At 70.7% G+C, this 6,457-nt stretch carries 6 protein-coding genes; 4 read left to right on the top strand and 2 right to left on the bottom strand.

Annotation, left to right across the window (positions count from 1 at the left end; genetic code table 11):
* Positions 1-326: 326 nt before the first annotated feature.
* Both G3I40_RS38190 and leuA read right to left on the bottom strand, forming a co-directional pair.
* On the bottom strand, positions 327-1,004 hold the full coding sequence (locus G3I40_RS38190; RefSeq protein ID WP_164559413.1) for a TerB family tellurite resistance protein: 678 nt from the start codon (positions 1,002-1,004) through the stop codon (positions 327-329).
* Positions 1,005-1,211: 207 nt separating this feature from the next.
* A complete protein-coding gene (gene leuA, locus G3I40_RS38185; RefSeq protein WP_164559412.1) occupies positions 1,212-2,933 on the bottom strand; it encodes a 2-isopropylmalate synthase in 1,722 nt (573 codons plus the stop codon).
* 288 nt (positions 2,934-3,221) lie between these two features.
* On the opposite strand from leuA, the gene G3I40_RS38180 reads away from it, so the two are divergent.
* The 4 genes from G3I40_RS38180 to G3I40_RS38165 form a co-directional block, all read left to right on the top strand.
* Positions 3,222-4,313, top strand: a complete 1,092-nt coding sequence (locus G3I40_RS38180; RefSeq protein ID WP_164559411.1) for a M4 family metallopeptidase — start codon at positions 3,222-3,224, stop codon at positions 4,311-4,313.
* Between the two features lie 33 nt (positions 4,314-4,346).
* Positions 4,347-4,613 (top strand): protealysin inhibitor emfourin, encoded by a 267-nt coding sequence (locus G3I40_RS38175; protein WP_164559410.1) that lies wholly within the window; start codon positions 4,347-4,349, stop codon positions 4,611-4,613.
* A 57-nt stretch (positions 4,614-4,670) separates the two neighbouring features.
* Positions 4,671-6,002, top strand: a complete 1,332-nt coding sequence (locus G3I40_RS38170) for a GH1 family beta-glucosidase (RefSeq protein ID WP_239092179.1) — start codon at positions 4,671-4,673, stop codon at positions 6,000-6,002.
* On the top strand, positions 5,999-6,457 hold a 459-nt coding region (locus tag G3I40_RS38165), incomplete at its 3' end, for an MFS transporter (RefSeq protein WP_164559409.1). The genes G3I40_RS38170 and G3I40_RS38165, both read left to right, overlap by 4 nt.

The following is a 6,457-nucleotide window of genomic DNA, read 5'->3' as shown; positions in this document are numbered from 1 at the left end:
CGAGACGGCGGTCGCGGCCGCGACCGTCAGGGCCAGCCGGCCGGTGAACGCGGGAATGCTGGGCATCGCTCCCCCTCCGAGTACGGACATGGGACGTAGGACGTCCGGTGACCGTAGTAGGGGTGCGCGGGGCGGAGCAATACCCGTGCGGCTGCGGTGAGTCGGGAGAAGGCGCGCGCCCGGGCCTCGCGCGGCGGCGACCGGGAAGCGCGCGGGAGGGCCTCCGGCTCGCCCCGGGGTGCCGGACGTCCCGGGGATCGCCGCACGCTCGGAGAGCTACCGGACACGCCCCGGGTCAGCCGGGGGTTCCCGGGCGCGCCCGGAGGTCAGCTGGGCGTGCGCGCCGCCGCCACCAGCAGCTGGTTGACCTCGTCCGTGCACATCGTCAGGGCGGCGCCCACCGTCCCCAGCACATCGCGCTCACTCGCCGAGTACGGCCCGTCCGCCAGGGCGATCCGCGCGCCCTGCAGCAGGATCGACTCCCGTCCGGCGGGAGCCAGGTGCGGGGCGAGCGGGTCGAGCGCCTCGTGGAGTTCGATCGCGAGCCCGGCGCCGGCTCCGCAGTGCTCCGGCAGCCGCCCGGCGTCGGTCATCAACGCCTCGACGAGCGCCGCCAGTTGCTCCTCGGAGCAGTCGTCGAACCCGGCGCCCCGCAGCGTGCCGACGGCGCTCTCCAGCGCCTGGCGGGACGAGGAGCCGCCCGCGGCGAGCACCGCGAGCACGACCGTGTGCACGGCGTCGCGCAGCATCGCCGAGAAGCGGTGGGTCGTCGGGTGGTCCAGCGCGTCCGTCCCGAACTGCTCCTCGCAGGCGGCGCATTGGACGACGGGCCCGGTCTCGCCTCGCGGCACCACCGGCATGCCGAGCACGGTGAAGCGGCGCCGGCCGGTGCGCCGCTGGAAGTTGCGGTCGCCGCCGCAGCCGGGGCAGAAGAACTCCCCGTCCCCGACGGTGGTCCATGTGGTGTGCACGCCGAGGACCCGCGAGACCCCGTTTCGTCGCATACGTCCCCAGATCGGCAGCACGTCGCACACCTCCGTAACGGCGCCGCAACATCGCGGCGTTGGCGTGATGTTAGCCACATTGTTGATGCGGCGTCAGTACCTTGGTCACGCCGAGGTCACGGAGATCGCCGGCGGTGGCCGAGACATGACGCGGCCCCGCACACCCACAAAAGGTGTACGGGGCCGGGAAACCGCACGTCAACAGGTTCAGCGCGTGGCGCGGTTGACCGCTGACACGACCGCCTTGAGCGACGCACGTGTCGTATTCGCGTCGATGCCGATGCCCCACAGAACCTTGTCGCCGATGGCGACCTCGATGTACGACGCGGCGACCGCGGAGGCGCCCTCGCTCATCGTGTGCTCCTGGTAGTCCAGCAGGCGGGCGTCGATGCCGATGCCGCCCAGCGCCTGGAAGAACGCGGAGATCGGGCCGTTGCCGGTGCCGACCAGGACCTGCTCGACGCCGTCGACCTCGGCCTCGACGGTCAGCGTGTCCACGCCGTCCGTGTCGGTGGTCGTCTGGCCCGTCCTGACCTGGATGCGGCCCCACGGGTTGGCGGGGTTCGGCAGGTACTCGTCCTGGAAGACGTTCCAGATGTCCTTCGGCGTGACCTCGCCGCCCTCGGCGTCGGTCTTCGCCTGGATGACCTTGGAGAACTCGACCTGCATGCGGCGCGGCAGGTCCAGGCTGTGGTCGTTCTTCAGGACGTAGGCGATGCCGCCCTTGCCGGACTGCGAGTTGACGCGGATGACGGCCTCGTAGGAGCGGCCGACGTCCTTCGGGTCGATCGGCAGGTACGGGACGGCCCACTCGATGTCGTCGACGGTGACGCCCTTGGCCTTGGCGTCGGCCTCCATGGCGTCGAAGCCCTTCTTGATGGCGTCCTGGTGGGAGCCGGAGAAGGACGTGTAGACCAGGTCGCCCGCGTAGGGGTGGCGCGGGTGGATCTCCATTTGATTGCAGTACTCGGCCGTGCGGCGGACCTCGTCGATGTCGGAGAAGTCGATCTGCGGGTCGACGCCCTGGGAGAACAGGTTCATGCCCAGCGTCACCAGGTCGACGTTGCCGGTGCGCTCGCCCTGGCCGAACAGGCAGCCCTCGATGCGGTCGGCGCCGGCCATGATCGCCAGCTCGGCGGCGGCGACGGCGGTGCCCCGGTCGTTGTGCGGGTGCACGGACAGGCAGACGTGCTCGCGGCGGGTCAGGTTGCGGCCCATCCACTCGAAGCGGTCCGCGTGCGTCGACGGGGTCGAACGCTCCACCGTGGCGGGCAGGTTGAGGATGATCTCGCGGCCCGGGCCCGGCTGCCACACGTCGCAGACGGCCTCGCAGACCTCCAGGGCGAAGTCCAGCTCGGTGTCGGTGAAGATCTCCGGCGAGTACTGGTAGCCGAACTCCGTCTCCGGGCCCAGCAGCTTCTCGGCGTACTCCATCACCAGGCGCGTGCCGTCGACGGCGATCTGCTTGATGTCGTCCTTGGAACCGCGGAAGACGACCCGGCGGAAGACGGGGGCCGTCGCGTTGTACAGGTGGAGGGTGGCGCGCCGGGCGCCCTTCAGGGACTCCACGGTCCGCTCGATCAGGTCCTCGCGGGCCTGGGTCAGTACGGAGATCGTCACGTCGTCGGGGATGGCGCCCGGCTCTTCGATGATCGAACGTACGAAGTCGAAGTCCGTCTGCCCCGAAGCGGGGAAGCCGACCTCGATCTCCTTGTAGCCCATCTTGACCAGCTGGTCGAACATCCGGCGCTTGCGCTCGGGCGACATCGGGTCGATCAGGGCCTGGTTGCCGTCGCGCAGGTCGGTGGAGAGCCAGCGGGGGGCGACGGTGATGCGCTTGCCCGGCCACGTGCGGTCGGGGATGTCCACCTGGTCGTACTTGCCGTACTTGTGGATCGGCATGCTGCTGGGCTGCTGGCGGTTCGCCATGATGCGTGGGCTCCTCGGAGGTGGCCTATTAGGCGGCCGACGGCGCAACACCAAACTCCGCGGGGAGGGAGCCGGCCTCGACTACAGGCCCTCGCCGCGGCAGCTAAGAAGAAGCAGCCCGAATCGCATGATGCACCGCACACTAGTCGACTGCCGCTCACGGCGGAGGCCTGTATCAGTATGCGGGATCGCGCGGAGGTAACGGGTAAGAGGTGATCAATACCTCTATTTCACTAATCATGGTTGCAGGTAGTGACAGCGGGATGACCCAGTGCCACATTGCGACGCATGACCACCAACCGAGCGGGGACCCCCAAGGGGTTCGAACCCGTCTTCTGCACCATCGTGCCGCCCCACGTCCTCGACAAGGCAGCTCAGTCCGGGGACTCGGCCATCGCCGCCAAGGCCCGCAAGACACTGGAGCGCGACGCCTTCGAGCGCACCCACCGCCGGATCACCACCGTGGTCGGCGCACGCTCCGTGGCGCCGCCCTCCGCCGACGCGGGGGCTCAGAAGCCGCAGCGCACGATCTACGACGCCCGGCACGGCACGGACCTGCCGGGCCGCAAGGTCCGCGGCGAGGGCGACAAGCCCGGCAAGGACGCGACCGTCAACCGCGCGTACGCGGGCCTCGGCGCGACCTTCGAGCTGTACCTGGAGAAGTTCGCCCGCTACTCGATCGACGGCAGCGGTCTGCCGCTGGACGCGACGGTCCACTACGACGAGGACTACAACAACGCGTTCTGGAACGGCGAGCAGATGGTGTTCGGCGACGGTGACGGCGAGATCTTCCTCGACTTCACCATTCCCGTCGACGTCATCGGCCACGAGCTGACCCACGGCGTCACCCAGCACACGGCGAACCTGACGTACTTCGGGCAGCCCGGCGCCCTGAACGAGTCGCTGTCCGACGTCTTCGGCTCGCTGATCAAGCAGTACGCGCTGGGCCAGACCGCCTCCGAGGCCGACTGGCTGATCGGCGCGGGCCTGCTGGCGCCGCGCGTCACCGGCGTGGCCCTGCGCTCCATGAAGGCCCCCGGCACGGCGTACGACGACGACGTGCTCGGCAAGGACCCGCAGCCCGCCGACATGGACCACTTCGTCAAGACGGGCCGCGACAACGGCGGCGTGCACATCAACTCCGGCATCCCCAACCACGCCTTCTTCATCCTCGCCGATTCGCTGGGCGGGCACGCGTGGGAGCGGGCCGGGCAGATCTGGTACGACACCCTCGCCGGGGGCGAGCTGAAGCAGGACGCCCTGTTCGCCGACTTCGCGAAGCTCACGGTGAAGGCCGCGCAGACCCGTTTCGGCGGCAGCGGCGAGGAGTACCAGTCGGTCCTCAAGGCGTGGGAACAGGTCGGGGTGCCCACCCACTGACCGGGCGCCGGAAAACGGGGTAGACAGGGACCCATGCGGATTCAGGTCACGCGCACGGGAGGCTTCGCCGGGATCGACCGGAGCGCGGAGGTCGACACGGCGGGTCTCGCCGACGCCCACGAGTGGCACGCCCTGGCCGAGAAGGCGATGGCCGCGGGCCGGGGCGCGCCGCCCGTCGGGGTGCCCGACGGCTTCAGCTACACCCTCACCGTGGACGGGAGGACCGTGTACTGCGCGGACCCCCGGCTCACCGAGGAACAGCGCAGACTGATCATGCGCGTACTCAAAGAAGGGGCGTAACTCCCGGTAGCTGCACGGGCGTTGACTTCCTACCAGCCGGTACGGATGATCGCGCCCATGGCAGCTACCGCGGACCCGCTCCCCCAGTTCCCGCCCGGCTTCGTGTGGGGCGTCTCCACGTCCGCCCACCAGATCGAGGGCGCCGTGGACGAGCGGGCGCCCTCGGTGTGGGACGCGTTCAGCGCCGAGCCGGGGCGGATCAAGGACGGTTCCACGGCGGCGGTGGCCTGCGACCACGTGGCCCGCCACCGCGAGGACGTGCGCCTGGTCCGCGATCTGGGCGTGGACGCGTACCGCTTCTCCGTGTCCTGGCCGCGGGTGCTCGCACCGGGCGGTCTGGACTTCTACGACCGGCTCGTCGACGAGCTGTGCGCGCGGGGCGTGCGGCCCGTGCCCACCCTCTTCCACTGGGACCTGCCCGCGGCTCTTGAGGAGGCGGGCGGCTGGCGGGAGCGGGACACGGCGGCCCGGTTCGCCGAGTACGCGGCGGATGTCGCCGCCCGGCTCGGGGACCGCGTCACCAAGTGGATCACCCTCAACGAGCCCGCGGAACACACCCTGTTGGGGCATGCGCTCGGCGAACACGCGCCCGGCCACAAGCTGCTCTTCGACGCGCTGCCGGTGGCCCACCACCAGCTCCTCGCGCACGGTCTCGCGGCGCGGGCGCTGCGCGCGGCGGGCGCGGACGACATCGGCATCGCCAACTCGCACGGCCCGACCTGGGCGGCGTCCGACGACCCGGCCGACACGGCGGCGGCCGACCTGTACGACATCATCCTCAACCGGCTCTTCAGCGATCCGCTGCTGCTGGGCCGGTACCCGGACGGATTCGGCGAGTTGATGCCGGGCGACGATGTCGCCGCGGACCTGAAGGTGATCTCCGAGGACACCCTCGACTGGTACGGGATCAACTACTACCAGCCGACGAAGGTGGGCGCGCCGGGCACCACGGACGTGGAGTTCTCCGGCCTCACCCTTCCCGCCGAACTCCCCTTCTCCGTCAAGGAGATAGCGGGGTACCCGACGACGGACTTCGGCTGGCCGGTGGTCCCGGACGCGCTCACGTCGCTCCTGACCGGCTTCCGCGACCGCTACGGCGACCGGCTGCCGCCCGTGGTCGTCACCGAGAACGGCTGCGCCTACGACGGCCTCGACGACCAGGACCGGATCGGCTACCTCGACGGTCACCTGCGGGCGCTGCACCGGGCGTTGACGGCGGGCGTGGACGTGCGCGGCTACTTCGTCTGGTCGCTCATGGACAACTGGGAGTGGGCGGAGGGGTACACGAAGCGGTTCGGGCTCGTGCACGTCGACTACACCACGCAGGTGCGCACGCCGAAGGCGTCGTACCACTGGCTGCGAGACGCGCTGCGGGCCCAGCGGGCATGACGGCTCCCGCACTGCAGGAGCCGGCCGAGCGCGTCGGGCGGGGCTGGACGGCCACGCTGTCGCTGGCCAACGGCGCGATCTGGGTGGGCTGGTACGGGCCGCTGCAGATCCTGCTCGCCAAGCAGTCCGAGCACTTCGCCCCGGGCGCGGGCATGTCGAAGGAGTCGCTGCTCGCGTGGGTGACGGGCGTCGGCGCAGTGGTGTCCCTGGCCGCGAACCCGCTGTTCGGCGCCCTCTCCGACCGCACCGTCTCGCGGTTCGGCCGGCGTACGCCGTGGATCGTGGCGGGCACGGCGGGCGGCTCGCTGTCGCTGCTGCTGCTCGGCGGCGCGGACGCGGTGTGGGTGTTGTTCGCCGGCTGGTGCCTGGTGCAGCTGACGTTGAACGCGGCGTTCGCGGCGGTCACCGCGGCCGTGCCCGACCGGGTGCCGCGGCGCCAACGGGGCGCGGTGGGC

The sequence above is a fragment of the Streptomyces sp. SID14478 genome (assembly GCF_010548525.1).
Taxonomy (GTDB): domain Bacteria; phylum Actinomycetota; class Actinomycetes; order Streptomycetales; family Streptomycetaceae; genus Streptomyces.
Note: the sequence above shows the minus strand (reverse complement) of the source record. Positions and strands in the feature narration are given on the sequence as shown.